Source organism: Xanthomonas sp. NCPPB 1638 (assembly GCF_041475635.2).
GTDB lineage: Bacteria > Pseudomonadota > Gammaproteobacteria > Xanthomonadales > Xanthomonadaceae > Xanthomonas > Xanthomonas cucurbitae.
The window spans coordinates 978869-1003878 of the sequence record NZ_CM192984.1 but is presented as its reverse complement, the minus strand read 5'-3'; the positions used below and the strand labels follow the sequence as shown (position 1 = coordinate 1003878).

Below are 25010 nucleotides of genomic sequence, written 5' to 3'. Positions count from 1 at the left end.
GCCCATGATGGCAATACTGCAGCTGACCAGCTACAGCTTTGCGGCCCCACGCCATCTCGCAACGCCAGGGCGAGCGCTCTGCATCAGCGAACATGGCACAGGCTGGAAGTCGGTGCGCACCACGGCGGGTGGGCAGCGGCTCGCACACGCACTGTCCACGCGCCCTGCAGGCAAGCCACTGCCCGCAGGCGGCCACCGTGCCCGCGCCACAACAGGCGCATGAGCGCTGCACTGATGAGTTGGAAATGCGCGCGCAACCTGGACCAGGCCACATGGTGAGCGATGGCATCTGCGCAACCGCAGCGCGGCGCGCCACAAGCACGCGACGGCCAGCCACTCAGCAAGCGGGGACTCAGTAGCGCAGCAGCGCAGAGCCCCAGGTGAATCCGCCGCCGAACGCTTCGAGCAGCAGCAGTTGGCCGCGCTGCACGCGGCCCGAGCGCACGGCCTCGTCGAGCGCCAGCGGCACCGACGCCGACGAGGTATTGCCGTGGCGATCCACGGTGACCACTACCTGCTCCATCGGCAACTCCAGCCGCTTGGCGGTGGCCTCGATGATGCGCAGGTTGGCCTGATGCGGGATCAGCCAGTCCAGGTCGTGCTTGTCCAGGCCATTGGCGGCCAGGGTCTCATCGACCACCGAATCCAGCGCCTTGACCGCATACTTGAACACGTCGTTGCCCTTCATCAGCAACGCGCCACCGCCGTTCTTGCCCTCGCGGAAACCCACCGAAACGCCGACCGGATCCCACAGCAGTTCCTTCTTGCTGCCATCGGCATGCAGGTGGGTGCTGAGGATGCCGGTGTCTTCGTCGGCCTTGAGGATCACCGCGCCAGCACCATCGCCGAACAGCACGCAGGTGGTGCGGTCGGTCCAGTCGACGATACGGGTCAGGGTTTCTGCGCCAACCACCAGGACGGTCTTGGCGTCGCCGCTACGCACGAACTTGTCGGCCACGCTAAGCGCGTAGACAAAGCCCGAACAGGCCGCGTTGACGTCCATCGCACCACAGCCGACATTGCCTAGCCGCGCCTGCAGCAGGCAGGCCGTGGACGGGAAGATCAGGTCGGGGGTGGTGGTGCCGATGACGATCAGATCAATCTCGTCGGCCGTCACACCGGCCGCTTCCATCGCCTTCAGCGAGGCGAAATACGCCAGGTCGCTGGTGGTCTGGTCGTCGGCAACGATGTGCCGCTCACGAATACCAGTGCGCGAGAAGATCCATTCATCGCTGGTGTCGACGATCTTCGACATGTCGTCGTTGGTCAACACCTTTTCGGGCAAATAGCTACCCGTGCCCGCGATTCTGGAATAGATCCGCTTGCTCATACTGTTTCCTGGTGCAAGAGCCACAGTGACCGGCGGCTCCGGAAGAATCGAGGACCGCCCGGCCGCGCACAAGACGCGGCGGGCGCCACGGATCAATCTTCTTGAACGGCCGACCTGGTCGCAATCACCTTCTTGCCACGGTAGTAACCGTCGGCGGTGATGTGGTGGCGCAGATGGATCTCGCCGCTGGTCGGGTCGGTCGACAGCTGCTTGGCGGTCAGGGCGTCGTGCGAACGACGCTGGCCGCGACGGGACGGGGTGACACGGGATTTCTGCACAGCCATGGGATTGCTCCAACTTTAGTTCGATAACTTTGATCTGTTGAGTCGAACCGCACGCTCTACGCCCGCGTCGACCTGTCTTTCCGCCCTTAACAGCGGCGGTTACTGTTTTTTCAACGCTGCCAGCGCCGCGAACGGGCTGGCCTTGTCCTGCTCTTCCCGGGTCGGAACCCACTCAGCCTCGACGGCTTCGCTTCCGGGCGCCACCGGCACCACCGGCACCGACAACACCAACTCGTCCTCCACCAGATCCAGCGCCCGCAGCATGCCGTCTTCCGGCACCAGCAAGGCTTCGTAATCGGGCGGCAATGCAGCCTCTTCGTCCTCGTCGCGAATCAGGCCAAGACGCTGACTGATCCGCACCGGATACAGGAATCGTTGCAGGCTGCGCTGGCACGCCAGCGGCAGCTCGACATCGATGCTGAGTTCGACATAGGCGACCTTGAGCAGAGCGTCCTGGTCGAACTCAAGCGAGTAGACGCACTCGCCTTCGGTATCGACCAGGCTGTCTTGCAGGCGGGTCATCGCGGACAACCGGATGCGGCCATCGAAGCGCCTGCGCGCTGCGACCATCCGCCAAGCATCCAACATTTCGGGCACGTTCGCGGACATAAGCCGCAGAATGTTAAGCACCCGCCGCAGCCCTGTCAAATGCACCCATTCACAGATGCTGCAACCCGTGCGGGCTGGCAGACTCTCCTGCCACCTCGCGCAACGCCCATGATGCCACGCCTGATCCTTGCCTCCACCTCCGTCTACCGGCGCGACCTGCTTGGCCGCCTGCAACTGGAATTCAGCACCGCCCGCCCGGAGGTCGACGAGCGAGCCCGGCCAGGCGAACTGCCGGCCGCCCTGGCCACCCGCCTGGCCGCCGAAAAGGCCACCGCCGTGGCAGCCGGCGCCCCCGACGCCCCCGACGCCTGGGTGATCGGCGCAGACCAGGTTGCCGACCTGGATGGCGAGGCCCTGGGCAAACCGGGCACCCTCGCCGGGGCGCAGGCGCAACTGGGCGCCATGTCCGGGCGCGTGGTGCGCTTCCATACGGCCGTCAGCCTGGTCGGCCCGCAAGGCAGATGGCATGCCCTGGATCTCACTGAGGTACAGCTGCGCCCGCTGACGCCTGACGACATCGCGCGCTACCTGGCCACCGAGCCGGCACTGGATTGTGCGGGCAGCTTCAAGTGTGAAGGCCTGGGCATCAGCCTGTTCGACGCCATCCGCAGCACCGACCCCACCGCACTGGTCGGCCTGCCGCTGATCGCGCTGGCGCGGCTGTTGCGGCAGGCGGGCTTCGTGCTTCCTTGAAATCCGATCCGGCCGTGGCGATGGCCCACCCTCGCGATGACTGATGCTTGCCAGCTTGTGCGCCACTGCCTGCGCCCACAGCGCGGTGACCACTGCGCACGGCACAAGCTATCGGTCATTGTGGAATTTAGGGTGCGGAAACGGTGACGGGTTGTTCCCACCAGTCCTCGACGCTGCCGTCGCGGCCGTGCAGGCGCAGTCCCAACCAGTGCGTGCCGGGGGGCAACGCCCGCGTGTCGAGCGTGGCGGAAAAACCGACGTTCGGATGCTGCGGGTCGGTGGAAAGTTTCCAGTACGGGCGCACCTCCAGCGCACTGCCGTACGCGGCGCTGGCCACCGGGCGGCCGTCGAGCAGCAGCTCCACATCTGCCAACCCGACTCCATCCTTGAAGGCCCAGCCGCGCACCTGCACCTGGCCTGCGACATTGGCATCCGGCAGCGGCGTATCGATCCAGGCCATCGCCGGGGCCACGCATGGCCCGGGCGCGCGCTGCGCTGGCAATGCGAACAGCAAAAACCGCTGATAGCCATGATCGGTGGAAACCACGGTCGGCGGTGGCAACGGCCCGACCATGTCGCAGATGGCGTGATAACGCGCGAGCAGATCGCGGTAGCGCTGATCGCTGGGCGACAGCACCAGCAATCGCGGTCCGTCACGCGTGCCGTCGCTGAGCAGGCCCCACTGCTGCAGCTGCGCGCTGCGCCCGTGCTTGTCGTTCAAATCGGCAGGCAGCACCTGGATCTGCGCATTGCGCAACTGAAACCCGAGCTCGGCGCCGACCTTGAAATTCTCCGCCAGTACGCGCGTGTCCGGCGGCATCTGCGCCAGCTGACGCCTGACCGCGCGCGCCAGATCGTTCCAGCCGGCAAAATTGCGTGGGTAGTATTTTTCGCCAGCCGCATGCGCGCGAATGGAGGGTACCGACACCGCCAGGTAATACCCATACGCGGCCAGCATGCCGAGCAGCGCCAGCAGCCAGGCGGCACGCCGCAGTGCGTGCGGCCAGCGCATCAGGATCATCGGCACCGGCACCAGCAGCGCGAGATAGCCCGGCAGCGGCCAATGGAAGCTGATGCGTTCGGCATCGCTGAAGAAGCCGAGCACGAAGATCGCCACGGTCGAGATGCCGCCCAGCAGGCCAAAATAGCGCCATTGCGCGCGCGCACCCCCACCAGTGCGTGTGCCAGCCAGGCCCACCTTGAACATCGCCCATGCCAACAGCGGCGTTACCGCCACTGCCTGGATCAACAGGAACCATAGACCGCCAATCTGGAACCGCCACGGATGTCGGTCGACCAGCTGAAAGCGCAGCCCGGCCTCGTCGTGGTCGGTGTTCCAGAACAACAACGGCAACCAGCTCACTGCGCCCACCGTCAGCGCCATCCAGATACGCGGGTCGCGCAGCACCGCGCGCCCCTGCGGAATGCACACCAGCGCGATGCAGCCCACGCCGATCACGCCAACGAAGCGGTAGTGGCTGAGCGCACCGATTGCCAGGCCAATGGCGAGCTCCAGCGCACTGGTGGCATCGACCTCGCGCAACAGCCGCGCGCCGGCATCCATGCAGAGCACCGCTGCCAAGGCCATCGGCACATCCGGCACCGCCAGGATGCCCAGCGTGGCCGACAGCGGCATCAGCAGAGTCAGGCTGCCCGCCTGCCAACCCAGGGTGGAGCCGAACCAGCGCGTGGCGATGTGCGCGATCAACCACGGCAGCAACGCGGCGATGGCCAGAAACGGCAGCCGCAGCGCCAGCAGGTGATGCCCACCGAGCTCGACCCCCAGCCGCGCCAGCCAGGCGGTCATGCCCGGTAGATCCGAATACGCCGCGGCCAGATGCTGGCCTTCCTGCCAGTAGAACGCCTCGTCCACGAACAACGGCAACCGTGCGGCGATCAACAGCTTGACGGCAGTGGCCAGTGTCCACAGGATCACGAAGGTGCGATGTGCGCGTTGGTCTCCCTGCATTGCCCTGTGCACTCTTCTTTTTTACCTACGGAATTGTGATGTCGACACCGCTGCGTTCCACGGAAATGCTAACCGATGCGCTGCGTCAATCGCTGCGGCGCGCGCAAGACCAGGTCAATTCGCTGCTGCTGGGCAAGGCGCAGGAAGTGCGGCTGGCGTTCGTGGCACTGCTGTCCGGGGGACATCTATTGATCGAGGACCTGCCCGGCCTGGGCAAGACCACCCTGGCCCACGCCCTGGCCTCCAGCCTGGGGCTGGGTTTCCAGCGCGTGCAGTTCACCTCGGACCTGTTGCCGGCCGATGTGCTGGGCGTGTCGGTCTACGATGCCGCCTCGCGCCAGTTCCAGTTCCATCCCGGCCCGGTATTCACCAACGTGCTGCTGGCCGATGAAATCAATCGCGCCCCGCCGCGCACGCAGAGTTCCTTGCTGGAAGCGATGGCCGAACAGCAGGTCACCCTCGATGGCGTCACGCATGCCTTGCCCGAGCCGTTCTTCGTGATCGCCACGCAGAACCCGGTGGACCTGTCGGGCACGTTTCCCCTGCCCGACTCGCAGCTGGACCGCTTCCTGCTGCGGCTGAGCCTGGGCTACCCCAGCGCCGATGCCGAACGCGCGCTGCTGTCGGGGACCGACCGGCGCGAATTGATCGCCCAGGCCGCACCGCAGCTCAGCGATACCGACGTGGTGGCATTGCGCGCGGCGGTCGGTCAGATCCACACCAGCGATGCGTTGATCGCCTATGTGCAGGCGCTGCTGCTGCGCAGCCGCCAGCATGCAGGGGTGCGGGTGGGGCTGTCACCGCGTGCCGGCATCGCGCTGCTGCGTGCCGCCAAGGCCTACGCGCTGCTGCTGGGGCGCGAGCATGTGCTGCCGGAGGATGTACAGGCACTATTCGTGGCCGTGGCCGGGCACCGGCTGGTGCCGGAAGCCGAATCCTCGTCCGGACCGGCGTTGGCCAAGGCGCTGCTGCACAGCGTGCCGGTGGACTGATACCGGTGCGTGCGTCATTGCACGGCATTGGCCGCCGCCTCAGCCTGCTGGCCCGTCCGCGGGGCGCGGAGGCCTTGCCGATCGTGCTGGATCGGCGGCGGATCTATGTGCTGCCGACCCGCTTCGGGCTGTTCGTCACCGCCTTGCTACTGACGATGTTGCTGGGCGCGTTGAACTACAACAACAACCCGGCATTGCTGCTGGCGCTGCTGCTGGCCACCGCCGGGATTGCCAGCAGCATCATGGCGCACCTGCAGTTGTCGGCGCTGCGCGTGGAGGCAGTCTCGGCCGAACCGGTGATCGCCGGCGATGCGCTGCGCATGCGGGTCTCGCTGGCCCGCCGCGACACCCGCATGCGACGTGGCCTGCGCCTGGATCACCTGGACAGCAGCGGCTTCTGTTCGCTGCTCGATCACGACAACGCCGAGGTCGACCTGCTGCTGCCCACCATCCGGCGCGGCTGGCAGGACATCGAACGCATCCGGCTGTCCAGCACCCAGCCGCTGGGACTGGTGCGTGCATGGTCCTGGGTGTGGCCGGAAACGCCGCTGCTGGCCTACCCCCGGCCCGAGGATCACGGCCCCAGCCTGCCGGACGGCGCCGGCGCGCCCAACCAGACCCGGCTGCACGCCCAGGGCGAGGAACTGCACCAGCTGCGCCCGTACCGCGCCGGCGATGCCCCACGTATGATCTCCTGGAAGCATTCGGCCCGCCGCGACACCCTGCTGGTGCGCGAGTACGAACAGCCGCTCGGCATCGAGGTGACGCTCGACTGGCGCACCTTGCACGCACTGCCCTACGAACGCCGCATCGCGCGGCTGGCACGCTGGGTCAGCCTGGCCGAACGCGACGGGCGCCGCTATCGCCTGTTGCTGCCCGGCCAGCCGCCGCTGGGGCCTGCGCAAGGGCCTTCGCACCATCATCTGTGTCTGCGTGCCCTGGCACTGCTTCCCCATGATTGAGCCGGCCCTTCCCATTGCGCAGGCCAGCCGTGGCTGGGTACTGGCCACCAGTTGGCTGGCGCTGGCACCGCTGCTACTGCAGTTGCCTGGCCTGCTCGCCGCCACCATCGCCGTGACTGCTTTGCTGGTCGGCGTGCTGAGCTGGCGCGGCACGCTGATGGCACCGGTGCGGTTGCTGCTGGTGGTGGCGATGCTGGCAGCGGTGTACTGGCAGATCGGCATGCGCTTCGGCCGCGATACCGGCTGCGCCGTATTGGCCGCGATGCTGGCGATCAAGGCCTCCGAACTGCGCAGCTTGCGCGATGCACGCAGTCTGCTGGGCTTCGCATTGTTCGCCCCGTTTGCGGCGTTCCTGCTCGACCAGGGGCCGGCGACGATGGCCCTGGCACTGCTGGCCGTGCTCAGCGCCCTGCTCAGCATGCAGCGGCTGGCCGACGAAGAGCACCACACCGCCACCCCCACCCTGCGCCTGCAGTTGCGCGGCATCGGCAGACTGGTGGCGATCGGGGTGCCGCTGGCACTGGCCACGTTCTGGCTGCTGCCGCGCCTGAGCTCGCCGCTGTGGGGCGTGCCCGAGCGTGCGTTGGCGCGGCCCGGCTTGTCGGACAATATGTCGCCGGGCGAGTGGATCGACCTGATGGCCGACGACAACCCGGCGCTGCGCGTGCAGTTCACCGGCAAGGCACCGCCGCCGGAGCAACGCTACTGGCGCGGGCCAGTGATGTGGGACTTCGATGGCCGTTCCTGGCAGCGCGCGCGCTGGACCGGTCGCGGCCAACCGGCATCGGTCACGCCCGGCCCGCAGACCTATCGCTATCGCCTGGATTACGAGCCCACCGATCGTCGCCAGCTGGTCTCGCTGGATCTCCCTACCCAAGGCGTTGCCAATGCCGATCTCTCGCCTGACTACGAATTATTTGCGCAGCGGCCGCTGATCGCTCTTACCCGCTGGGATCTGGAGTCGGCACCGCCGGCACGCTTCGACACCGATCTGCCCGCACAGTTGCGCAAACGTGCGCTCGCGCTGCCGCCCGGCTTCAATCCACGCACGCTCACCCTGGCCCGGCAATGGCGCGCCGAGGCTGGCGGCAACGACGAGGCCATCATGCAACGGGCGCTGCAGTGGATCACCCGCGAATTCGCCTACACGCTGGACACGCCACTGCTGGGCCGCAACAGCGTCGACGAATTCCTGTTCCAGCAGAAGGCCGGCTTCTGCGAACACTTCAGCTCGGCGTTCGTGGTGCTGATGCGCGCCGCTGGCATCCCCGCGCGCGTGGTGACCGGCTACGCCGGAGGCACCTACAACACCTTTGGCAACTATTGGGTGGTGCGGCGCATGGATGCGCATGCCTGGACCGAGGTGTGGCTGGCAGGCCGTGGCTGGGTGCGCGTGGACCCCACTGCCGCGGTGGCACCGGAGCGCATCTACGACACGCTGGAGGATCGCCTGCAGACCGGTGGCGGTAACGACTTCGGCCAGCTCGGCGCCTGGGCCAGCCTCGGCCAGGTCAGCGACTGGCTGCGCCGCGGCTGGAACGATCTGGTGCTGTCCTTCAATGCCGACCGCCAGCAACGGCTATTGCAACCGTTCGGCATCGAACGCCTGGACCCGACCCAGCTGGCTACCATCTTCGGCGTGTTCGCCATCGGCGCCCTGGCCTGGATGGGTTGGCTGCTGGCACGCGGCGAACGCGAGCGCGACCCGTTGCTGCGCGCCTGGCATCGATTGAGCCGCCGCTATGCCAAGCTGGGGCTGGCACGCGAGCCGCACGAGCCGGCCATCGCCTGGGCGCAGCGTGTGGCCCGCACGCACCCGGGCACGCCGCTGCTGGCACTCAGCCAACGTTTCGCTGCCGCGCGCTACGCTGGCGCCAGTTTGGACAGCGCCACGCTTCTGAACGACCTGCAGCAGCATCGCCCGCGAATCGGAGCTTCCTCATGAGTACCCGTTTTCTTGTTCCCCTTATCGCAGTGCTCGGGCTCGCTGCCTGCGCCACCGCACCCAAGCCGCTGCAGGGCCAGTTCCCCACGGTCAGCCCGAGCGACTCTGCCGCCAGCGCGCAACTGGGCACCTCGGTGCGCTGGGGCGGCAAGATCATCCAGACCAAGCCCAGCCAGGGCCAGACCTGCTTCGAACTGATCTCGCGCCCGCTCAACGCCAGCGGCCGCCCGGACCGCAACGCGGTGGACGCCAGCGACGGGCGTTTCCTCGCATGCCGCGCGGGCTTCTACGATCCGGCGGTGTTCGAACCCGGCCGCGAGGTCACCTTCATCGGCAAGATCGAAGGCTTCGAGACCACCAAGATCGGTGAGTACGACTACCGGCTGCCCAAGGTGGCGGCCGACGTGGTCTACCTCTGGCCGGAAGTCCGCGACGTGGACGTGATTCCGGCCTACCCGTACGGCCCGTGGGGCGACCCATGGGGTCCGCGCTGGGGTGGCGGCTGGGGTTGGGGCCGCGGCTGGTGGTGATCCAGCGCTGAGTCAGCGTAGCCTGCAAAACGCCGCTCTCTCGGGAGCGGCGTTTTTGTTTGTGCGTAATCCGCAGGCAGATGAACAACCGTCGGTGTGATTCGCGTGCAGGATGCGTAGCCGGCACCGAAACACCCGGATCAGGGCGTGCCGAATCGCCCCAACGGCGCGCCGGCCAGCAGATGCAGATGGATGTGGAACACCGTCTGCCCGGCATGCTCGCGGCAATTCATCACGATGCGGTAGCCGTCCTGCGCCAGACCCTGCTGGCGAGCGTACGTGGCAGCGGCGAGCGCCAGCTTGCCGACCAGCAACGCCTGCTCCGGCGGCACATCGTCCAGGGTGGGAATCGCCTGCTGCTTGGGGATGAACAGCACATGCACCGGCGCCTGCGGTGCGATGTCTTTAAAGCCCAGCACCTCGTCGTCTTCATAAACGATAGTGGCGGGAATTTCGCGGCGAATGATCTTGCCGAAGATGGTGTCGGTCATGGCGGGAATCGGGAATCGGGATTGGGGAATCGCAAGAGCTTACAGCCCTTGGCTCCTGACGTTGCTTCTCCGATTCCCCATTCCCGACTCCCGATTCCCAGCACTCAAAGCACCTCGCTGCGCGTGCCGAAGGCATGCGACAGGGTGCCGCGATCCACGTATTCCAGCTCGCCGCCCAGCGGCATGCCCTGAGCGAGCCGGCTGGGGCGCACGCCGTGCTGGCGGGCCAGCTGTGCCAGGTAATGCGCGGTCGCCTCGCCTTCCACGGTGGCATTGGTGGCGATGATCATTTCGGTGACCTCGCCGGCGGCCAGGCGCTCGCCGAGCCGGTCCAGCCCCAGTTCGCGCGGGCCGATGCCGTCCAGCGGCGACAACCGTCCCTGCAGGATGAAGTACAGGCCGCGATAGCCGGTGGCGTGTTCGATCGCCAGCCGATCGGCCGGCGATTCCACCACGCACAATTGCTGCCGATCACGGCTGCTGCTGGCGCAGATCGTGCAGATGTCCGACTCGGTGAAATCCCGGCACTGCACGCAGTGGCCGACCTTTTCCACCGCATTGGCCAGCGCCGCAGCCAGGCGACGCCCACCCTCGCGCTCGCGCTCGAGTACGTGGTAGGCCATGCGCTGCGCCGATTTCTGGCCCACGCCCGGCAACACCCGGAAGGCCTCGATCAGTTGTTCGAGTAGGGAGGACATTCGGGTTGGGAATCGAGAATCGGGAGTTGGGAATCGCAACAGCAAAGCCATCTCGCTCTACGATTCCCCATTCCCCACTCCCGATTCCCCGCCTCTCAGAACGGCAACTTCATGCCAGGCGGCAGCTGCATGCCGGCCGTGGCCGAACCCATGCGGTCCTTGGATTCGGCATCGATCTTGTTGGAGGCGTCGTTGAAGGCGGCGGCAATCAGGTCTTCGGCCATCTCCTGGTCGGAGAGGATGCTCGGGTCGATGCGCACCTTGCGGCATTCCTTGGCGCCGGTCAGCGTCACGCTGACCATGCCGCCGCCGGCTGTGCCGGTGACTTCCAGCTTGGCCAGTTCTTCCTGGGCGCGCTGCAGGCTCTCCTGCATCTTCTGCGCCTGCTGCATCAGTTGGGCAATATTTCCACGCATGGGTCGTTACTCGTCGTAAGGGCGGATGGAATCGGGAACCACCCGCGCGCCCTGCTGCTGGATCAGCCGCTGCACATTCGGGTCGTTCATGAAAGCGTCTTCGGCGGCGCTCTGGCGCTCGCCTTTTTGCCGGTTGGCGCGCTCGTGCAAGGTCTCGACGTCGGCACTGCCGGTCTCGATGACGATGCGCGGCGTGTTGCCCATCACCGGTGCCAGCGCTTGCGCCAGATTGGCGATGGAGCGCTCGGACGTGAGGTATTCAAAGCCCGGCGCCAGCGCCAGCCGCAGCACCCCGTCGCGGTGACCGATAAAGGCCGCGTTGGCCGCGAGCTGCCGCGACGGGCCGTTCAGGCCACTGCGGGTGACCAGCTCCAGCCACTGCTCGGCGTCGGCGATGTGGCCGTCGCCGAGCAGCGACGCCGAATCTGACGCTGTTGATGCCATGGCGAAACCCGGCGGCGGTGCCAGCGGCACTTCCACCGCATCGGGCACGACTGCAGGTGCAGGCGCTGCGGCCTCAACGGGGGGCGCCATGGCCGCTTCCGGCGCGACCACCACCGAGGCTGGAGTGATCGCCGGGGCGGTGGGCGAGGCGGGTTCGGACGCAGATGCGGCTATCGATGCCGGCGCGGGCGCTGCAGGCGTCCTGACCGGCGCGTCGTCCACCGCCCAGGGCGGGGTATCGTCGGTGCGCGCCGGCGCCGGCGCTGCGCCGGCAGCCGCTGCCGAGGGCGCCAGCGAAACCACCGGCGCCACCGCAACAGCAGCCGGCAGTGCAGCAGCAGGCGCATTTTGCGCCAATGCCTCTTCCGTGGACTGCGCCGGCGTCGACACCATCGCAGGCGCAGAGACGGCAGCGGCGGACGCAGCAGCCTGCGTGCCGGCATTGACGGTGCGGCTGCCGCCAGCAACAGCGCCACGGCCATCGTCGCTGCTGCCAGCCGGCACCGTTGCCGCCGGCCGGAAGGCCAGCATGCGCAGCACCGCCATTTCGAACCCGGCGCGCGGGCTGGGCGCCAGATACAGATCGCGGCGCCCGTTGAGCGCCATCTGGTACCACAGCTGCACCACTTCCGGGCGCAGCTGGGCGGCAAACGGAGTCGGGTCGATACCGTCGCCGACAAATGCCACCGACGGCACCAGCTGTTGCACCTGCACGCGGTGCAGGGCCTCGGCCAGCGCTTCCAGCACGCCACTCCAGTCCGGCGAGAATTCAGCCAGCGCGGCCACCACCTTGAGCAACTGCGCGCCATCGCCATCGGCCAGCGATTGCAGCATGGCGCCGACCTGGGTGCGATCCACCGTGCCGAGCATCGTGCGCACCACATCCTCGCGCAGCGCACCGCCGGCGTAGGCGATCGCCTGGTCCAGCAGCGACAGGCCATCGCGGAGCGAGCCGTCGGCCGCCTTGGACAGTTGCACGATCGCCGACGGGTCCGATTCGATCTGCTCGGCGGCCAGGATGCGGGTCATCTGGCCCTGGATCTGGTCTTCGTCCAGCCGCTTGAGATTGAACTGCAGGCAACGCGACAGCACCGTCACCGGCAACTTCTGCGGGTCGGTGGTGGCCAGCAGGAACTTCACATGCTCGGGCGGCTCTTCCAGCGTCTTCAGCAACGCGTTGAAGGCCGCCTTGGACAGCATGTGCACTTCGTCGATCAGATAGACCTTGAACTTGCCGCGCGAGGGCATGTACTGCGCGTTCTCGATCACCTCGCGCACATCGTCCACACCGGTGTTGGACGCGGCGTCGATCTCCAGCAGGTCGATGTAGCGGCCGGCATCGATGTCCAGGCAGGCCGGGCAGGTGCCGCACGGGTCGGCGCTGGTGCCGGTCTCGCAGTTCAGCGACTTGGCGAAGATGCGCGCAATGGTGGTCTTGCCCACGCCGCGGGTGCCAGTGAACAGAAACGCATGGTGCACGCGCCCGCTATCGAGCGCATTGCTGAGCGCGCGCACCACGTGCTCCTGGCCCACCAGCTCGGCAAAACGCTTCGGGCGCCACTTGCGGGCGAGAACGAGATAGGACATCGGGCAACCAGCTTCTTCTGAGCCGATATTGTGCCACGCCGCGTCAAGCCGATCGTTCAGCGGGCGTCACCCCCGCTCGCCTTCACGCAGCTGACCGCCCCGCCCTGCCGGCCCCTCCATGGCGCGGATACGGTCTGGCGCATGCACGCTTGTCCTTGTTAACCGCGCGTGTGACGGCTAGAATCCCGCTCCTGCCTTCGACCTGGTCGTCCGGCAGGTACGGAGAGGTGTCCGAGTGGTTGAAGGAGCACGCCTGGAAAGTGTGTAAGCGTCTAAACCGCGCTTCGGGGGTTCGAATCCCCCTCTCTCCGCCAGTTTCATGATCTGCGCGACGAATCGGTCGCAGCAGATCCGGGCCATGACACTGGCCCACGTCTTATGGTGGCCCCGTCGGTCCCTCGCGACGCTAGATCGAAAATCCCGCCAGGGCCGGAAGGCAGCAACGGTATCGATCGATGCGGGCGCCGAGGTCAACCGGCGGGGACACCACCCCAATCCCCCACCCGGATGCATCGCAAGCCACATGCGCTATTGCGAGATGCGCGCTGTCGTCGTCATCGGTCTGGATATCGAGCAACCAAGTCGCGGGCCATGCCTGCACTAATTGCGTTCGCTCAGGCCTGTTGGCGTCCTGCGGTCCACGAGCGCTCAATACCTCCGCACCGACCTCATTGCGACTGCGGGTGCAGCCAGCCTGCGTCGCCTTCGAGGTAATGTTCGTGCTTCCAGATCGGCACGCGCGCCTTGACCTCGTCGATGATGAAACGGCATGCATCGAAGGCGGCACCTCGATGCGCCGCACTCACGCCGACCCACACCGCCATGTCGCCGATGCGCAGCTCGCCCACGCGGTGCACGCAGTGCGCGTGCACGATGGAAAACCGTTGCATCGCCTCGTCCAGCACACGCTGGCCTTCGGCCTGCGCCAGTGCGGCATACGCCTCGTAGCGCAGCCCGGCCACTTGGCGGCCGTCATTGTGATTGCGCACCCAGCCTTCGAAGCTGGCAAAGGCACCGGCATGTGGATGTTCCATCCCGCCGCGCAGATGATCGAGCGGCAACGGGACATCGGACAACGCAAACACTGCGGCAATCTGATCGCTCATGCTCAACCTCCCGACACCGGTGGAATGAACACCACTTCGCTGCCGTCGCGCAGCGCATCCTCCCAGCGCGCGAACGCGCCATCCACGGCCACGCGCAGTTGTGCTGGCCCCCAGCGCAAGCCGTGCCGCGCAGCGAGCTCGGCGTACAGGCCACGCAGGCTCTGTGCATCGGACTGCACGCGCTCGTCGGCCATGCCCGCCGCCTCGCGCAGGCTGGCGAAATACAGCACCGTTACCGTCGCAGTCATTGCGCCGCTCCGATATCGCGCTTGCCACCACGCTTGGATACAAGCTTGGTCGGGCCGATGCTCATGCTGTGCGATAACGCCTTGCACATGTCATAGACCGTCAACGCGGCCACGCTGGCACCGGTAAGCGCCTCCATTTCCACGCCGGTACGATGCACGCAACGTACCGTGCAACGGATGTCGAGCACCTGCTCGCCGGCCCAGTCGATCTCGAAACGACACGCATCGATCGGTAGCGGATGGCAGAACGGAATCAATTCGTGCGTGCGCTTGACCGCCATGGTGCCGGCAATCACTGCGGTTTCCACGATGCCGCCCTTGGCGCTGCGCAAGCCATTGGCGCGCAGCTGCGCGGCCACGGCGGCCGGAAAGCGCACGCGGCTCTCTGCGGTGGCGCTACGGGCGGTGACCACCTTGTCCGAGACATCCACCATCGTGGGAAGCCCGGCATCGTCGAGGTGGGTCAGGCGTACGGAACGGGATTTTGCAGGCATGGGAAGCGACGCGAAGACAGGCGATCAGGATGCGGCATTCTCGGTGAACAGGGTGCCTTGATGGAACAGCAGCTGCCAACCATAACTCCTGCGCCGCCGCCAGTTACGCAAGGCCTGCACGACCTCAGGACGGCGATCCATCGACGGTGTGCGCAGCTGCGTCAGCACTGCGTCTGCGCTCATCCGCCGATCAAAAACATCTCGACCGGCTTGCCGCGGCGTGGTACCGAGGCCCGCACTTCGCTGTAGCGGTCGCCACGTACGCTCCAGCGCTGACGCAGATGTGTTGCCAGCGCAGGCTCGCCGTTGGCCAGGGCTGGTTTGAGGTCGTGGCCCTGGCTGGCAAACAGGCAGGTATACAGATGCCCGTCTGCCGAAACGCGCGCGCGCTGGCAATCGCCGCAGAACGGCACGCTGACCGAACTGACGAAGCCCACTTCGCCAGCACCGTCGACAAACGCATGGCGCTGCGCCACTTCACCGGTGTAATTGGCGTCCAGCGCCACCAGTGGCCAGCGCGCGTGGATGCGTTCGTGCAATTGCGCGGACGTCACCACCGCATCAGGGGTCCAGCCGTTGCAGCTGCCCACGTCCATGAATTCGATGAAACGCAGCACATGCCCGCTGCCCCGGAAGTGCTCTACCAGCGGCAACACCTGGTCTTCGTTGACGCCGCGCTGCACCACGCAATTGATCTTCAGCCGCTCGAATCCGGCCCGCTCGGCCGCGGCAATGCCGCCCAGCACCTGCGCGATCTCGCCGCGGTCGCCACTCATACGCCGAAACAATGTCGGATCCAGCGCATCCATGCTGACGGTGATGCGACGTAGCCCCGCCTGCCGCAGCGCAACAGCCTGGCGCGCAAGCAAGGTGCCATTGGTGGTCAGCGCCAGATCTTCGATGCCCTCGATCGCAGTCAGCCGCGCAATCAGGCTCGGCAGGTCGCGGCGTAGCAGCGGCTCTCCGCCGGTCAGGCGCACCTTAGTGACGCCGACCGACACGAACGCACGCACCAGCGTTTCCAGCTGATCGAAACTCAACCGCTGCTGTGAGTCGAAGCCGTAATCGTCGGGCACGCGGTCGGCCGGCATGCAGTAGCCGCAACGGAAGTTGCAGGCCTCGATCACCGACAGGCGCAGGTCGCGCAGCGGGCGGCCATAGCGGTCCTGCAGGGGCGCGCCGGCCAGCGTGGGCAGCGTCGGGGTGCCCATCAGCGCACCATGGCGGCGGTCGGGTCCGCCAACACCAGGTATTGCCCGGGCACGGCGACGCGGTGGCCACGCGCGCGCAGCACGTCGCCGTCGGCATCGCTGGCGTAGTGGTACAGCAGCATGCGGCCCAACAGGTCCTGCGGGTACTCCCGCTCCAGATCGTCCACGCCAGTATGCGACGGGTTGCCGTGAACGCCGCAGTCATGCGCAATCAGCTCGTTGTCGCTCGCATAACGCTTCAGCATCTCCGGGATGGGCCGGGTGTCGCCGGTCCACACCAACGCACCCTGCAGGCGCAGTCCGAAGGCAGTCTCTGGCCAGTGGTGGCGCACCGGAAACACCTCCAGCCGCACTCCGTCGTGCCAGAACGCATCGCCCACCGGCACCAGCTGGAACGCATCCCAAAAGTTGGCCCCGCCCTCGGCCAGCACGTTCGGATAATCGGCAATGCGCCGCTGCAGCAGCGGCACCACCGGTGCCGGCACGTACAGGCGCGTGCGTCCGCGACGTTCGGAGAAGTAACTGTCCACGAACAGCCGCTCCAGCCCGCCCACATGGTCCAGATGCACATGGGTGATGAAGATCGCCTGCGGCAGGCCACCATAGTGCGCCTGATAGGCAGTCAGACCCTCGCTGCCACAATCGATGGTCAGCCACGGCGCACCGGCGCGCTCGAGCGTGGCCATCGGCGAACCGAGCGCCACCGCCGACGCATTGCCGACTCCCTGCACGCGCAAGGCCCACTGCATCAGTAGCCCCGGCCCCAGGCCAGCTCGTAGGCGCGATGCAGGCGTTCGTAGTCCTTGTCCACCTCTTCGCGGCTGCGGTTGCCGCGCAGCTTCAGCAACGAGCGATGCAGCCGCTCGAGGTTGCGCTTGCGCCAGCGCGTGGCCGGGATGCGCAGCACGCTGCGGTCGAAATCGATCAACCAGCCATGCCCGCCGGCGTCGAACAGGATGTTGTGGGCATTGAGATCGGCGTGGTCCAGCCCGGCGCGATGGAAGCGCGCAATCAGCTGGCCGGTGGCCTCCCAGGGCGCGCCACGCCCGGCCACCTGGGCGTGATCGGCCAGCGAGCGCACGTTTTCCAGCCGCTCCATCAACAGCGCCGCGCGATAGCCCAGGCCTTCGCGCAAGTAACAGGCGGCCAGCGGTCGCGGCACCGGCAGCTTGCGCTTGATGAGTTCACGCATCAGCCGGAACTCGGCAAAACTGCGCGTGCGTCCGGCGCCTTTCCACAGGTACCGATCGCGGCTCACGCGTGCCGCCATGCCGCCACGCAAGTATTGCCGCAACACGCTGCGGCCGAACGGCGCATCCACGAACCACGCGCCGCCACGCCCGCCCTCGTCGACCGGCCGCGCCCTGTCGCCCCAGCGCTGCGGCGAAAACAACCCGGCGTCGGCTTGCCGTAGCCGTTCGCGGTCGAACAGAATGGCGCCATAGCCGCGACCCTCGCGGTACGGCGTCAGCGCTTCGGTGGCGTCGAAAGAAACCATCTATCGAGTCTAACAACACCATGGCTCTCACGCCTGCATCGCTGTGCCTGCTGCGCCTGTCCGCCCTGGGCGACGTCACCCACGTAGTGCCGCTGGTGCGCACGCTGCAGGCGGGCTTCCCGCAGACGACACTGCATTGGATCATCGACAAGGCCGGGCTGAAGTTGCTCGACGGCCTGCCCGGCGTGCATTTCCACGCCTACGACAAACGCAGTGGCGTGGCGGGCATGCGCGCGCTGCGCCGGCAACTGGCTCAGCTGGGGCGCTTCGACGCCCTGCTGCAGATGCAGGTGGCGTTGCGCGCGAACGTACTCTCGGCCTTCGTGCCGGCGCGCCGGCGCATCGGCTACGACCGCAGCCGCTCCAGGGACCTGCACGGCCTGTTCGTCAACGAACGCATCGCCGACCGCCCCGGCATCCATGTGCTCGACGCCATCGGCAGCTTCGCCGAGCCGCTGGGCCTGCGCCAGACGCAGGTGCGCTGGGACCTGCCGGTGCCCGAGGACGCACATGCCTGGGCGCAAGCGCAGTGGCAGGACGACGGCCGCCCGGTGCTGATGATCTCGCCCTGCTCCAGCCATGCGCGGCGCAACTGGTACCCGGACCGCCACGCCGCCCTGGCCGACCATGCCGCCGCACAGGGCTGGCGCGTGGTGCTGTGCGGCGGCCGCAGCGATCTGGAACGCAGCACCGCCGATGCCATCACCGCCAACGCACGTACGCCGGTGCTGGACCTGGTCGGCAAGGACACGCTCAAGCAGCTGCCCGCCCTGCTCGCCCGCGCAGATTTGGTGGTCACGCCAGATTCGGGGCCGATGCACATCGCCAACGCGATGGGGACCAAGGTGCTGGGGCTGCATGCGGCCAGCAACCCCCGGCGCAGCGGCCCGTATTCGGACGTGCGCTATTGCGTGGACCGCTACGACGCGGCGGCACGCAAGTACCTGCACAAGCCGGCCGACCAGCTGCGCTGGGGCACCAAGATCGAATTCGACGACGTGATGCAGCTGGTCAGCGTGGACGATGCGATTACCGCCTTCGAGCGGTATCGCGCCGATCATCCACGCTAGCCGCTGGAGACCGGTCCACCCGGCGCCGGGGTGGCAACCCGGGCGATGGCCGGGCGCCACGGCCACCGCGCCGGAACTCCCTACGTGCGCGGAGCAGTCGCCCCCTGAACAGCGACCGGTACCCCGATCTCACCCAACGTGGCACCCGGCCACCGCATCCACCGATCGCGCCCGACCAGCCGGCAGCCCGATCAGCCGGACGAGACCCTCAGGCCTTGCTTGCGCGATAGTCCTGGTAGGACTTTTCTTCCACGTAGGAAGAGCCCAACGCCAGGTTGATCTGCTTTTTGATCCGCGCACGTTCGTCGTTTTCGATATACACGCTGCGCGCCAGTTGGATGAAGGCGTCATCGAAGCTCTGCGCCTGCTCCTTGAGCCGGATGTCGTCCTCGATCACCCATAACCGCTCGTTGACGGCCTTCAGTTCGGCGCGCAGCCGCACGATGTCGTGGCCGGCGGCCGGATGCGCCATCCAGCTGTTCTCCAGCGCGGACAACTCGTTGCGCACATTGGCCAGCTTGGCCACATCGGTCATGCGCTCGGACTTGATCTGCAGGATCGCGATCTTGTCGAGCAGTTCACCAAAGGACACGGGCACCAGGATCTCGGACATGACAGGCCTCCAACGGGAATCGAGCGAATTGTAGCCATCGCCGCAGGCAGCGATCGCCACACATAAACAAAAGCCCCCTTGCGGGGGCTGATGCGAATCTGGCGGAGAGGGGGGATTCACTCGGCACTGCCTGCCTTCGCCCTGCGGGCGGCTTCGCCGTGCAGGCAGCTGCGCTGCCTGTCGAACCCGGGGCTTCTCACCCCCCAATGCCGCCGGCGAAACTCACGCGGCACTGGCACAACTGCTCGCCCTAATCTGGCGGAGAGGGGGGGATTCGAACCCCCGAGGCGCTATAAACGCCTGCCTGATTTCGAGTCAGGTACATTCAACCGCTCTGCCACCTCTCCAGATGGTCCCCAGTGTCCTGGGGCCGTGCATCATACGGGCACACGGCCGCGGCCACAAGCGGCCCGGGCCTGCGCCAGCTGGCGCAAATCCGGGCCGGGCGTGAACAGGTATTGCGCCGTTCGCCAGTCGCGTGTTGCTGCTGGCCGGTCGGGCCGCGATGATGGTGGCGCACCTTCTCCCTGGCGACCCGGCCCCATGCTCGAATTCGGACACCTCACCCACGTTGGACTGCGCCGTGACCTCAACGAGGACACCTACTACGGCGACAGCGAACTTGGGTTGTGGCTGGTGGCCGATGGCATGGGGGGACACGCCTGCGGCGAGGTCGCCAGCGCGCTGGCACGCGAGACCATCGTGCGCGAAGTGCGCGCCGGCACGCCGCTGGCACAGGCCATCCGTATTGCCGACGAGGAAATCATCAAGACCTCGCGCCGCTGCAACGACACCTTGCCGATGGGCACCACCGTGGTGGCCGCACGCGTGCTGGGCCAGCGCTTCGAAGTGGCCTGGGTCGGCGACAGCCGCGCGTATCTCTGGCGCGACGGACGCCTGGCCCAGCTGAGCCAGGACCATAGTTATGTGCAGGAACTCATCGCCCAGGGCACGCTCACCAGCGAGCAGGCACGTGCGCATCCGCATCGCAACGTGGTGACCCAGGCGCTGGGCGTGACCGACCCGATCCACCTCAACGTCGCCACCATGCAGGGCGAACTCAAATCCGGCATGCAGCTGTTGCTGTGCAGCGACGGGCTGACCGAGGAAGTGGACGATGCCGCCATCGCGGCAACGCTGTCGCAGGCCGATTGCAGCGCGCAGGAGTGCGTGGAATGCCTGGTTGCCGCTGCGCTGGATGGCGGCGGCTCGGACAACATCACCGCCATCCTGGTGCGTAGCTACTGAGGCGCGCTTCGCGCTGTTGAAACATTTCAATCGCCGCTCTGCATGGATCCACGCAAAGCGCGTCGAGAGAGGCTGGACCAGGCGGGCCTGACGGCATCGCCCCGCTCCCACCAATCGGCTAACCAGCAGCCGCAACCTCTTCGACCGGCGGATCCCACAGCGCACGCCCGGCCTTCTTGCGCAGCTGCGCCAGGCGTGCCTCATGCGCCTGCGACTCGGACGCAGTCACCGCCACGCGCGGGCGCGGCAACAGCAGCGCCGGGTCGAAGGTGATCGCATTGCCGCCATCGCTGGCATGCTGGCCGGCATCGGCGCTGGCAAAGCCGATCTCTTCCTGCCCGGAAGTCAGCGCGATGTACACATCGGCCAGGATCTGCGCGTCGAGCAAGGCGCCGTGCAACTGGCGGTGCGAGTTATCCACGCCCAACCGCTTGCACAAGGCATCCAGCGAATTGCGCTGCCCCGGATAACGCTCGCGCGCCATCATCAAGGTGTCGACCACGGTGGCGCGGTCGACGACGCGCCCGTAGCCGTCGCCCAGCAGTGCCAGTTCGTTGTCCAGGAAGCCCAGGTCGAACGCGGCGTTGTGGATGATGAGCTCCGCGCCGTCGATATAGGCGAGGAATTCCTCCACCACCTCGGCAAACAGCGGCTTGTCGGCCAAAAATTCCAGGGTCAGCCCGGTCACCTCCTGCGCGCCGGGTTCGAAGTCGCAATCGGGCTTCAGGTAGCGATGGAAGTTGTTGCCGCTCGGGCGCCGCTCCAGCAACTCCACCGCGCCGATTTCCACGACGCGGTTGCCCTTGCGCCATTCCAGGCCGGTGGTTTCTGTATCGAGAATGATCTGACGCATGAAATCCTCTTACGCAGTTGCGCTGCCATTGCGCTGGGCAATGGCCTGGTTGCGGGCGAGCACGTCCACACGTTCGTTGTCCGGGTCACCATTGTGGCCCTTCACCCAGCGCCAATCGATGCTGTGCCGCTGCGTGGCCGCATGCAGCCGCTCCCACAGTTCGCGGTTCTTGACCGGATCGCCGCCAGCGGTCTTCCATCCACGTCGCACCCAGCCGGACATCCACTCGGTGATGCCCTGGCGCACGTATTGCGAGTCGGTATGCAGCACGATCTGGCACGGCTCGGTCAGCGTTTCCAGCGCCATGATCGCGGCCATCAGTTCCATGCGGTTGTTGGTGGACACCGCTTCGCCACCGGCCAGTTCCTTCTCGCGGCCGTTGTAGCGCAACAGCGCCGCCCAACCGCCCGGACCGGGATTGCCGAGGCAGGAGCCGTCGGTATGCACTTCAAGTGATTTCATCAGTTTCCAGGGTTGCAATGGTGCTAGGGGTCAGATCGTGGCGACCGGCTGCGGCCAGCGCGATGGCCGTGCGATCGGGGTCGGCGCAATCGGTGCGCAGGCGCGCTTCTCCACTTCGAGCAGGTACACCGCGCGCCAGGGCGCGCGACCGGGGTCGGAGGAGCCGCGCCCGGCACGCCAGATTGGTCCGAGGTAGCGCTCGCCATTCACGCCATGCAGGCCGGCGCGTTGTGCCAGCACCCGCCAGCGATCCGGGCGCAGCGCCACCGGGCCGCGGCGCGCCCAATGGAAGCGATACGGGCTCAACGGGTTGAGTGTGAACAGCCACAGCCGGCCGCCGGGCATCAACAAGCGCTCGCACTCGGCCAGAAACTCCACCGCCCCGCCGACCACGGCATGCTGCACCACGATGGCCTGCAGGCTCTCGGTGGGCAGCGGAAACGGCATCGCACAGCGGGCATCGCCGGCGAAGCGCCCGGCATGGCGAAACAAGCGCAGACCGCGGCCCTGCAAGCCCTCGCGCGGCGGCAAATCCTCGCCGGGCGTCACCCACAACCACGGCTGGGATGGACGCTTCAGCAGCTCCTGCAGCGCCAGTTGGCGCTCCAGTTGCAGCAGGATGCGCCCCGCGCCCGTATCAAACCAGGTTGAGACACCAGCTTGACGGCAGAATGGCGTGGCAGGCATGGTCCCAATTCTATGCGACTGATCGCCCTGCCCGCATTCGACGACAACTATATTTGGGCATTGGTCGCCGCCGATGGTCGCGCCATCGTGGTCGATCCCGGCCAGGCCGAGCCGGTGATCGCTGCAGCCGCGCGCGATGGATGGATGCCCAGCGCGATCTTGCTGACCCACCACCACACCGACCATATCGGCGGCGTGCCGGCGCTGCAGGCACGTTGGCCGCAGCTGGAACTGTTCGGCCCCGCCGACGACCGCAGCCCTGCAGCTGCCCACCAGGTTGGCCAGGGCGAGCGCTTGCGCCTGCTTGGAACCACATTCGAAGTACTGGAGGTGCCCGGCCATACCCGTAGCCATATCGCCTTCGTGACCGATGGCCAGTTGTTCAGTGGTGATACGCTGTTCAGCCTAGGCTGTGGACGCATGTTCGAAGGTACCGCTCCACAGATGTTCGACTCGTTGCAGCGCCTGGCCCGATTGCCCGGCAAAACGCTTGTGTGTTGCGGCCATGAATACACCCTGGCCAATGCGGCCTTTGCGCTGCACGTCGATCCCACCAACGCTGCCTTGCAGCGCCGTCAACAGGAAGCCCAGGCCATGCGTCAAGCAGCCCGTTCTACCCTGCCGATTTCGCTCAAGAGTGAACTGGCCACCAATCCGTTCCTGCGTACCCATAGCCCCGAAATTCGCGCCGCCGCAGCAGCGCGCGCCGCTGGTGCAGTCTTGTCCGAAGTAGATGTTTTCGCCGAACTTCGTCGCTGGAAAGACGACTTTCGCGCATGATTCGCCTGGCTCTGGCAGTACTGGCCGTCTGTGCGGCCACCACATCGACGGCTGCCTGGTCCGCTGACGCCGGGCGCCTGACATCGGTGGAGAGCACACCTGCCCCGACCAGCGCTCCCAGCATGCGGAACGGGCGCGAGATCTTTTCGTCGTTCCTGGAAGGCCGCGCCGACCCCGGCTGCGACAGCGAACATAGCGACACCCGTTGGGAGCAGCATTTCTCGCGCGCGCCCGCGCGTCTGGCCGACGATGCGCAGGATGTGCTGCCGCTGTTCGGCTATGTGGTCGACGAGCTGCGCGCCGCCGACATGCCCACCGAATTTGCGCTGATCCCTTTCGTCGAAAGCGGCTATCGCCCCGGCGCGCGCAATGGCAGCGGTCCGGCGGGACTTTGGCAGTTCGTCGCCACCACGGCCCGGAACCACCATGTCCCGGTCGGCGCGCAGTACGACGGCCGCCTGTCGGCGGTGGACTCCACCAATGCGGCGGTGCGCTACCTCAAGACGCTGTATGGCATGTTCGGCGGTGACTGGCGCCTGGCCCTGATGGCCTACAACGCCGGCGAGTACCGCGTGTTGCAAGCGATGCGCAGCGCCGGAATGAATGCGCAGAATGCGCGTCCGTCAGAGCTGCCGGGCATGTCCAAGGTCACCTACGACTATGTCGAAAAACTGCATGCGCTGGCCTGCGTCCTCGATCACGCGCAGCAACAGGGCACTCTGTTGACCTCGCTGGACCGCCAGGTTCCGGTCCTGACCGAACACGCTCTGCCCACCGGCACCAGCCTCAACACCTGGGCCGGACAACGCGCAATCGAGCCGCAACTGCTGGCCCGCCTCAACCCTGCCATGGCAGGCGCACGCGCCGCGCCCAAGGGCGTGCATGTACTTGCTCCCATTGCAGCCGCACAGCCGGGTTCCAGCGGAGCGGTGGTGGCTGCCGCCACGCCGACTCCCGACACCCACTCCAATCGCAGCGCGACCGCAGCAGAGGTAGCCAGCGTCGCCACCGCCAAGGCCTCCAGCACGGCCGCCAGGACCCACACCGTCCGCAATGGCGAATCGGCCTGGGCCATCGCGCGCCGTTACGGCATCACGGTCGCCACCCTGCTCGCCAGCAATGGCCTGGACAAGCGCGCGGTCTTGAAGCCTGGCATGGTGCTGTCATTCAACGATACGCCCTGACGTACCCGCATCTTTTTCGCTGACAGACGTCGCCCAGCCCACCCGTCAGGCCGCTCTTGTAGGAGCGGCCCTGGCCGCGATGGAGCTTTATCGGGAACGCTTCTCGCGGCCGGGGCCGCTCCTACAACGGAGAGGCACGTGGCCATGAGCGGCGCGGCCTGCTCTGACACGCACGCATCTTCGTCAGCAGTGACAACCATCGCCCACCCCACCCGCCATGCCGCTCTTGTAGGAGCGGCCCTGGCCGCGATGGAGCTTTATCGGGAACGCTTCTCGCGGCCGGGGCCGCTCCTACAACGGAGAGGCACGTGGCCATGAGCGGCGCGGCCTGCTCTGACACGCACGCATCTTCGTCAGTGACAACCGTCGCCCACCCCACCCGCCATGCCGCTCTTGTAGGAGCGGCCCTGGCCGCGATGGAGCTTTATCGGGAACGCTTCTCGCGGCCGGGGCCGCTCTTGCAACGGAGAGGCACGTGGCCATGAGCGGCGCGGCCTGCTCTGACACGCACGCATCTTCGTCAGTGACAACCGTCGCCCACCCCACCCGCCATGCCGCTCTTGTAGGAGCGGCCCTGGCCGCGATGGGGCTTTAGCGGAAATGCCT

At 66.9% G+C, this 25010-nt stretch carries 27 protein-coding genes, 2 tRNA genes, 1 other RNA gene and 1 pseudogene; 11 read left to right on the top strand and 20 right to left on the bottom strand.

Annotation, left to right across the window (positions count from 1 at the left end; genetic code table 11):
- Positions 1-352: 352 nt before the first annotated feature.
- From ACCQ13_RS04400 to ACCQ13_RS04390, 3 genes are all read right to left on the bottom strand, one after another.
- Positions 353-1330: a beta-ketoacyl-ACP synthase III gene (locus ACCQ13_RS04400; RefSeq protein WP_104605068.1), complete on the bottom strand. Its 978-nt coding sequence runs from the start codon at positions 1328-1330 to the stop codon at positions 353-355.
- A gap of 92 nt (positions 1331-1422) precedes the next feature.
- Positions 1423-1614: a 50S ribosomal protein L32 gene (gene rpmF, locus ACCQ13_RS04395; RefSeq protein WP_159406690.1), complete on the bottom strand. Its 192-nt coding sequence runs from the start codon at positions 1612-1614 to the stop codon at positions 1423-1425.
- Positions 1615-1713: 99 nt separating this feature from the next.
- Entirely contained in the window at positions 1714-2223 is a 510-nt protein-coding gene (locus ACCQ13_RS04390) for a YceD family protein (RefSeq protein ID WP_104605072.1), read from the bottom strand.
- A gap of 108 nt (positions 2224-2331) precedes the next feature.
- Between ACCQ13_RS04390 and ACCQ13_RS04385 the strand changes: the two genes are divergently transcribed.
- Positions 2332-2916, top strand: coding sequence for a Maf family protein (locus ACCQ13_RS04385; RefSeq protein ID WP_104605074.1), 585 nt, complete (start codon positions 2332-2334; stop codon positions 2914-2916).
- Positions 2917-3043: 127 nt separating this feature from the next.
- Here the strand turns inward: ACCQ13_RS04385 and ACCQ13_RS04380 are convergent, their stop codons facing one another.
- Positions 3044-4885: a glycosyltransferase family 39 protein gene (locus tag ACCQ13_RS04380; RefSeq protein WP_159406689.1), complete on the bottom strand. Its 1842-nt coding sequence runs from the start codon at positions 4883-4885 to the stop codon at positions 3044-3046.
- A 38-nt stretch (positions 4886-4923) separates the two neighbouring features.
- Here ACCQ13_RS04380 and ACCQ13_RS04375 point away from each other — a divergent pair, with 38 nt between their 5' ends.
- The 4 genes from ACCQ13_RS04375 to ACCQ13_RS04360 are packed head-to-tail and all read left to right on the top strand — an operon-like array spanning position 4924 to position 9314.
- Complete coding sequence (locus ACCQ13_RS04375) at positions 4924-5877, top strand: AAA family ATPase (protein ID WP_104605078.1); 954 nt, start codon at positions 4924-4926, stop codon at positions 5875-5877.
- A gap of 5 nt (positions 5878-5882) precedes the next feature.
- Entirely contained in the window at positions 5883-6839 is a 957-nt protein-coding gene (locus ACCQ13_RS04370) for a DUF58 domain-containing protein (RefSeq protein WP_104605080.1), read from the top strand.
- Complete coding sequence (locus ACCQ13_RS04365; RefSeq protein WP_104605082.1) at positions 6832-8784, top strand: transglutaminase TgpA family protein; 1953 nt, start codon at positions 6832-6834, stop codon at positions 8782-8784. Before ACCQ13_RS04370 ends, ACCQ13_RS04365 begins: the two co-directional genes overlap by 8 nt.
- Positions 8781-9314 carry a Slp family lipoprotein gene (locus ACCQ13_RS04360; protein WP_104605084.1) on the top strand — a complete coding sequence of 178 codons (534 nt, stop codon included), beginning with the start codon at positions 8781-8783 and terminating at the stop codon, positions 9312-9314. Before ACCQ13_RS04365 ends, ACCQ13_RS04360 begins: the two co-directional genes overlap by 4 nt.
- 140 nt (positions 9315-9454) lie before the next feature.
- Here the strand turns inward: ACCQ13_RS04360 and ACCQ13_RS04355 are convergent, their stop codons facing one another.
- The 4 genes from ACCQ13_RS04355 to dnaX form a co-directional block, all read right to left on the bottom strand.
- Positions 9455-9805, bottom strand: a complete 351-nt coding sequence (locus ACCQ13_RS04355; protein ID WP_159406688.1) for a histidine triad nucleotide-binding protein — start codon at positions 9803-9805, stop codon at positions 9455-9457.
- A gap of 104 nt (positions 9806-9909) precedes the next feature.
- Positions 9910-10503 carry a recombination mediator RecR gene (recR, locus tag ACCQ13_RS04350; protein WP_104605088.1) on the bottom strand — a complete coding sequence of 198 codons (594 nt, stop codon included), beginning with the start codon at positions 10501-10503 and terminating at the stop codon, positions 9910-9912.
- A 95-nt stretch (positions 10504-10598) separates the two neighbouring features.
- Positions 10599-10919 carry a YbaB/EbfC family nucleoid-associated protein gene (locus ACCQ13_RS04345; RefSeq protein WP_104605090.1) on the bottom strand — a complete coding sequence of 107 codons (321 nt, stop codon included), beginning with the start codon at positions 10917-10919 and terminating at the stop codon, positions 10599-10601.
- Between the two features lie 6 nt (positions 10920-10925).
- The gene (dnaX, locus tag ACCQ13_RS04340; RefSeq protein ID WP_159406687.1) at positions 10926-12950 is read right to left on the bottom strand and encodes a DNA polymerase III subunit gamma/tau; all 2025 of its coding nucleotides are present in this window, start codon (positions 12948-12950) and stop codon (positions 10926-10928) included.
- Between the two features lie 221 nt (positions 12951-13171).
- On the opposite strand from dnaX, the gene ACCQ13_RS04335 reads away from it, so the two are divergent.
- Together ACCQ13_RS04335 and ffs are read left to right on the top strand one after the other, a co-directional pair.
- Positions 13172-13264, top strand: a tRNA-Ser gene (locus ACCQ13_RS04335).
- 73 nt (positions 13265-13337) lie between these two features.
- Positions 13338-13434, top strand: an RNA gene (gene ffs / locus ACCQ13_RS04330) — signal recognition particle sRNA small type.
- Positions 13435-13618: 184 nt separating this feature from the next.
- On the opposite strand, the gene ACCQ13_RS04325 is transcribed toward ffs, so the two are convergent.
- The 7 genes and pseudogenes from ACCQ13_RS04325 to ACCQ13_RS04295 form a co-directional block, all read right to left on the bottom strand.
- The gene (locus tag ACCQ13_RS04325; RefSeq protein ID WP_104605052.1) at positions 13619-14062 is read right to left on the bottom strand and encodes a molybdenum cofactor biosynthesis protein MoaE; all 444 of its coding nucleotides are present in this window, start codon (positions 14060-14062) and stop codon (positions 13619-13621) included.
- Positions 14059-14304: a molybdopterin converting factor subunit 1 gene (moaD, locus tag ACCQ13_RS04320; protein WP_104605050.1), complete on the bottom strand. Its 246-nt coding sequence runs from the start codon at positions 14302-14304 to the stop codon at positions 14059-14061. Before moaD ends, ACCQ13_RS04325 begins: the two co-directional genes overlap by 4 nt.
- A complete protein-coding gene (gene moaC / locus ACCQ13_RS04315; protein WP_104605048.1) occupies positions 14301-14798 on the bottom strand; it encodes a cyclic pyranopterin monophosphate synthase MoaC in 498 nt (165 codons plus the stop codon). Before moaC ends, moaD begins: the two co-directional genes overlap by 4 nt.
- Positions 14799-14822: 24 nt before the next feature.
- Positions 14823-14963 (bottom strand): annotated as a pseudogene (locus tag ACCQ13_RS04310) (DUF4440 domain-containing protein); the annotation flags it as partial.
- A gap of 14 nt (positions 14964-14977) precedes the next feature.
- Entirely contained in the window at positions 14978-16009 is a 1032-nt protein-coding gene (gene moaA, locus ACCQ13_RS04305) for a GTP 3',8-cyclase MoaA (RefSeq protein ID WP_104605046.1), read from the bottom strand.
- The gene (locus ACCQ13_RS04300; RefSeq protein WP_104605044.1) at positions 16009-16758 is read right to left on the bottom strand and encodes an MBL fold metallo-hydrolase; all 750 of its coding nucleotides are present in this window, start codon (positions 16756-16758) and stop codon (positions 16009-16011) included. Before ACCQ13_RS04300 ends, moaA begins: the two co-directional genes overlap by 1 nt.
- Positions 16758-17507, bottom strand: coding sequence for a 3-deoxy-D-manno-octulosonic acid kinase (locus ACCQ13_RS04295; protein WP_104605042.1), 750 nt, complete (start codon positions 17505-17507; stop codon positions 16758-16760). Before ACCQ13_RS04295 ends, ACCQ13_RS04300 begins: the two co-directional genes overlap by 1 nt.
- Positions 17508-17527: 20 nt before the next feature.
- Between ACCQ13_RS04295 and ACCQ13_RS04290 the strand changes: the two genes are divergently transcribed.
- Positions 17528-18577 carry a glycosyltransferase family 9 protein gene (locus ACCQ13_RS04290; RefSeq protein WP_104605040.1) on the top strand — a complete coding sequence of 350 codons (1050 nt, stop codon included), beginning with the start codon at positions 17528-17530 and terminating at the stop codon, positions 18575-18577.
- A 208-nt stretch (positions 18578-18785) separates the two neighbouring features.
- Here the strand turns inward: ACCQ13_RS04290 and ACCQ13_RS04285 are convergent, their stop codons facing one another.
- The gene (locus tag ACCQ13_RS04285; RefSeq protein WP_159406685.1) at positions 18786-19190 is read right to left on the bottom strand and encodes a DUF6165 family protein; all 405 of its coding nucleotides are present in this window, start codon (positions 19188-19190) and stop codon (positions 18786-18788) included.
- Positions 19191-19446: 256 nt separating this feature from the next.
- Positions 19447-19537 (bottom strand) — tRNA-Ser (locus tag ACCQ13_RS04280).
- A gap of 196 nt (positions 19538-19733) precedes the next feature.
- Between ACCQ13_RS04280 and ACCQ13_RS04275 the strand changes: the two genes are divergently transcribed.
- The gene (locus tag ACCQ13_RS04275; RefSeq protein WP_104605036.1) at positions 19734-20438 is read left to right on the top strand and encodes a PP2C family protein-serine/threonine phosphatase; all 705 of its coding nucleotides are present in this window, start codon (positions 19734-19736) and stop codon (positions 20436-20438) included.
- A gap of 118 nt (positions 20439-20556) precedes the next feature.
- Here ACCQ13_RS04275 and dnaQ read toward each other — a convergent pair whose 3' ends face one another.
- From dnaQ to ACCQ13_RS04260, 3 genes are read right to left on the bottom strand one after another with little or no spacing between them, the layout of a single operon-like run.
- Positions 20557-21291, bottom strand: coding sequence for a DNA polymerase III subunit epsilon (gene dnaQ, locus ACCQ13_RS04270; protein WP_159406684.1), 735 nt, complete (start codon positions 21289-21291; stop codon positions 20557-20559).
- Positions 21292-21300: 9 nt separating this feature from the next.
- Positions 21301-21753, bottom strand: a complete 453-nt coding sequence (rnhA, locus tag ACCQ13_RS04265; protein ID WP_159406683.1) for a ribonuclease HI — start codon at positions 21751-21753, stop codon at positions 21301-21303.
- Between the two features lie 30 nt (positions 21754-21783).
- Positions 21784-22440 carry a hypothetical protein gene (locus ACCQ13_RS04260; RefSeq protein WP_104605030.1) on the bottom strand — a complete coding sequence of 219 codons (657 nt, stop codon included), beginning with the start codon at positions 22438-22440 and terminating at the stop codon, positions 21784-21786.
- A 12-nt stretch (positions 22441-22452) separates the two neighbouring features.
- On the opposite strand from ACCQ13_RS04260, the gene gloB reads away from it, so the two are divergent.
- Together gloB and ACCQ13_RS04250 are read left to right on the top strand one after the other, a co-directional pair.
- Positions 22453-23220 carry a hydroxyacylglutathione hydrolase gene (gloB, locus tag ACCQ13_RS04255; RefSeq protein ID WP_159406682.1) on the top strand — a complete coding sequence of 256 codons (768 nt, stop codon included), beginning with the start codon at positions 22453-22455 and terminating at the stop codon, positions 23218-23220.
- Complete coding sequence (locus tag ACCQ13_RS04250; RefSeq protein ID WP_159406681.1) at positions 23217-24404, top strand: lytic transglycosylase domain-containing protein; 1188 nt, start codon at positions 23217-23219, stop codon at positions 24402-24404. The genes gloB and ACCQ13_RS04250 overlap by 4 nt, the downstream gene beginning before the upstream one ends.
- The last annotated feature ends 606 nt before the right edge of the window (positions 24405-25010 follow it).